Below are 3,396 nucleotides of genomic sequence, written 5' to 3'. Positions count from 1 at the left end.
TCGCCGCCGGCTGCACCATGGTCTTCAAGCCCGCCAACCTCACGCCACTGACCTCGCTGTACGTGGTGGACCTCCTGCGCGAGGCGGGGCTGCCCGACGGCGTCCTCAACGTGGTGTGCACGACCGACGCCGGCGGCGTGGTGGAGCCGTGGATCGACTCCGGCATCGCCCGCAAGCTGTCCTTCACCGGATCCACGCCCGTCGGCCGCACGCTCCTCGAGCAGTGCGCGCGCGGGGTGCTGCGCACCTCCATGGAGCTCGGCGGCAACGCGCCGTTCGTGGTCTGCGAGGACGCGGACATGGACACCGCCGTGGCCGCCGCGATGGCCGCCAAGATGCGCAACATGGGCGAGGCCTGCACGTCGGCCAACCGGATCCTCGTGCACCGCTCGGTCCTCGACGAGTTCGGTCGGCGCCTGACCGAGAAGATGTCCGCCCTGACCGTGGGTGACGGCACCACCGAGGGCACCGACGTGGGCCCGCTGGTCGAGGAGAAGGCCGTCACCAAGGTCGTGGACCTGGTCGACGACGCCGTCGAGCGCGGGGCCGAGGTGCTGACCGGCGGTTCGCGCCTGGAGGGCCCCGGCTACTTCTACCCGCCCACCGTGCTCACCGGTGTCACCCCGGACGCCGAGCTGATGTCGACCGAGATCTTCGGCCCCGTCGCCGCCCTCGTACCGTTCGACACCGACGACGAGGCCGTGACACTGGCCAACGACACCGAGTTCGGCCTGGTCTCGTACGTGATGACCGAGAACCTCGACCGCGCCATGACCATGTCCGAGCGGCTCCAGGCCGGCATGGTCGGCATCAACGTCGGCGTGGTGTCCAACCCGGCCGCCCCGTTCGGCGGCATCAAGCAGTCCGGGCTGGGGCGCGAGGGCGGGCTCAGCGGGATCGAAGAGTTCGTCGAGACCAAGTTGGTCGCGATCCCCGTGCGCTGAGCCGACCCGAACCGAGCCGACCCGCTGGCTCCCCTAGCCGGTGCGCACGCGGCCGGCTCGGCGGTGACGCTCGGCCTCGGTCATCCCGCCCCAGACGCCGTACAGCTCACGCTGGGCCATCGCGTGCTGGCGGCACGCGTCGATGACCGGACACTGCCCGCAGAGCTTCTTGGCGGCGGCCTCCTTGCGGCGCCGCGTCGACTTGGCCTCGTCCTCCGAGTTGTAGAAGAGGTCCGGGATCTCGCGGCACATCCCGGAGTCGGCCCACGCCCACCGATCGTCGAGTCTGGTCATCGCTGTCTGCATCATGGTTCCCCTCGCCGTCCGGTCCAGCTTCCGATGTCCCCGGGGGATTCGGCACACCCCCAGGGGTGGGATGGGTCACAACTGCTAATGTCCCTTCATGAAGGTCCGGGTCTCGGTGGTCAACGACTACTCGCTGGTCGTCGCCGGCGTGGAGGCCCTGCTGGGTCCGTACGCCGACCGGGTGCACGTGGTGCCGACCCATCACGCGACCGACGTCGCCACGCCGGTCGACGTCGCCCTGTTCGACACCTTCGGCTCCGGCCCCGGGTGGCAGCAGCGGTGCGCCGAACTCGCCCGTGACCCGCAGATCGGCGCGGTGGCGGTCTACTCGTTCATCACCGATCCGAAGGCCGTCGACGAGGCGCTGGCGGCCGGGGCCCGGGGTTTTCTCGCCAAGTCCCTGATCGGGGACGAGCTGGTCAGCGGTATCGAACGCATCGCTGCCGGTGAGCGCGTCACGGTGATCGACCGGGAGGACTCCGGGCCGGCCGCGCCGTGGCCCACTGGCGGTGTGGGCCTGACCCCCCGGGAGGCGGAGATGTTGGCGCTCATCACCCAGGGTCGGTCGAACGAGGAGATCACCGCGGCCTGCTACCTGTCGATCAACACCGTGAAGTCCTACATCCGGGACGCCTACCGCAAGATCGGGGTGACGACCCGGCCGCAGGCCGTGGCGTGGGCACTGCGGAACGGCCTCGGGTCGAGCCACTGAGCTCCGTGCCCTGACCGCCGTCCCCCGAGCTACGCGCCCTCGCTGACCCTGGCCAGCCCGTCCCGCATGTGGTCGACGAGCAACGTCCGGGCCCGGAGTCGGTCGCCCGAGCGCACCGCGTCCGCGATCGCGCGGTGCTCCGTGAGCCTGGACGCGGCGTCGGTATAGGTGCTGCGCATCGCGTGGAGGCACATACTCGTCTCCACCACCACGGTCTCGTGCACCCGCGACAACCGCGGGCTCCGCGCGGCCTCCACCAGCGCGTGGTGGAAGTCCAGATCCGCCGCCACCATGGCCGCAGACCGGGGTTCGTCGGCCAGCGCCGCCATGGCGTCGACGGCCGCGTCGAGGGCGTCGGCAGTGGCCTCCCCCAGGCCCAGATCGAGCACCCGCTCCAGAGCACCGGTCTCGATGGTCGTCCGCAGCAGGTACATGTCCTCGACGGCGTCGGGCGTCAGGTCGGCGACGAACAGTCCGCGATTGCGGTGCGAGACGAGCAACCCCTCCTGGGTGAGCCGCTGCATCGCCTCGCGCAGCGGGCCGCGACTCACGCCGAGCGAGCGTGCGAGAGCGGCCTCGCCCAGTTGTGTCCCGGGGGCCAGCGAGCCGTCCGCGATGCCCCTCCGCAGAGCGCGCGCGATGAGGGACGGCGTCGACTCCTGGACGACGGGTTCCAGTCCCGCGGTCGAGTCGATCACGGCCGACCGTCCCCCGGCCGCTCCGCCGCGTGGACCCGCGGGGTGGGCACGACCTGACCGAGCGCGGCTTCGAGTGCGGCACCGACCCGGACCACCAGTCGGTCCTCGAACCGCGCACCCACCACCTGCAGCCCCACCGGGAGGCCCGCGTCGGTCGTCCCGCAGGGGACGCTCAGCGCCGGCTGCTGGGTCATGTTGAACGGATAGGTGTACGGCGTCCACGACGTCCAGTCGGGACTGTGCCAGCCCGACGGCACGTCCGATCCCGCGGCGAAGGCGGCGATCGGCGTGGTGGGCGTGATGAGTATGTCGTGGGCACGGTGGAAGTCGGCCATCCGCGCGCCCAGGGCCATCCGCACCGCCACGGCGTCGAGATAGTCGGCGGCGGAGTAGTCGTGGTACCGGCCCAGCGCCTCGCGCATCGACGGGTCGACGTGGTCGACGGCGCCCGGCCCGTGGGGCGCGAGGACCGCGGCGAGACCGGCGAACCACAGGACGTGGAACGCGTCGACCGGATCGGTGATCCCGGGGTCGACCGTCTCGACCCGCGCTCCCAGCGATTCCAGCACGGCGACCGCGCGTCCGACCTCCCGCTCGACCTCCGGGTCGGTGGTGCCGAAACCGAGGTCGGGGCTGTACGCGACGCGCAGTCCCTCGAGTGGGCGGTCCCCGCGTGAGCCGTCGACGGCCGCGGCGAGGTACCCGCCCGGACCGGGGGTCGTCGCGCGCGCCGGCA

5 protein-coding genes are annotated in these 3,396 nt (G+C 71.7%); 2 read left to right on the top strand and 3 right to left on the bottom strand.

Annotated elements, in window-relative coordinates; translation table 11 throughout:
• The coding region (locus G6023_RS02080) for an aldehyde dehydrogenase family protein (protein WP_182633951.1) at positions 1 to 944 on the top strand (944 nt) is incomplete at its 5' end.
• A gap of 33 nt (positions 945 to 977) precedes the next feature.
• On the opposite strand, the gene G6023_RS02075 is transcribed toward G6023_RS02080, so the two are convergent.
• Entirely contained in the window at positions 978 to 1,250 is a 273-nt protein-coding gene (locus G6023_RS02075; protein WP_167507195.1) for a WhiB family transcriptional regulator, read from the bottom strand.
• Positions 1,251 to 1,347: 97 nt separating this feature from the next.
• Between G6023_RS02075 and G6023_RS02070 the strand changes: the two genes are divergently transcribed.
• Positions 1,348 to 1,962 (top strand): helix-turn-helix transcriptional regulator, encoded by a 615-nt coding sequence (locus G6023_RS02070; RefSeq protein ID WP_096906087.1) that lies wholly within the window; start codon positions 1,348 to 1,350, stop codon positions 1,960 to 1,962.
• A 29-nt stretch (positions 1,963 to 1,991) separates the two neighbouring features.
• Here G6023_RS02070 and G6023_RS02065 read toward each other — a convergent pair whose 3' ends face one another.
• The gene (locus G6023_RS02065) at positions 1,992 to 2,660 is read right to left on the bottom strand and encodes a GntR family transcriptional regulator (RefSeq protein ID WP_069388851.1); all 669 of its coding nucleotides are present in this window, start codon (positions 2,658 to 2,660) and stop codon (positions 1,992 to 1,994) included.
• The coding region (locus G6023_RS02060; protein WP_241727619.1) for an amidase family protein at positions 2,657 to 3,396 on the bottom strand (740 nt) is incomplete at its 5' end. The genes G6023_RS02060 and G6023_RS02065, both read right to left, overlap by 4 nt.

Origin of the sequence: Dietzia sp. DQ11-71 (genome assembly GCF_014144995.1) — a bacterium.
In the GTDB taxonomy this organism is placed as follows: Bacteria; Actinomycetota; Actinomycetes; order Mycobacteriales; family Mycobacteriaceae; genus Dietzia; species Dietzia kunjamensis.
This window is presented reverse-complemented; position numbering and strand designations above follow the sequence as displayed.

What these genes read in the sequence shown, in the direction of transcription:
- G6023_RS02070 (WP_096906087.1), top strand. Translation starts at nt 1,348, where the DNA reads ATGAAGGTCCGGGTCTCGGTGGTCAACGACTACTCGCTGGTCGTCGCC.
- G6023_RS02075 (WP_167507195.1), bottom strand. Translation starts at nt 1,250, where the DNA reads ATGCAGACAGCGATGACCAGACTCGACGATCGGTGGGCGTGGGCCGAC.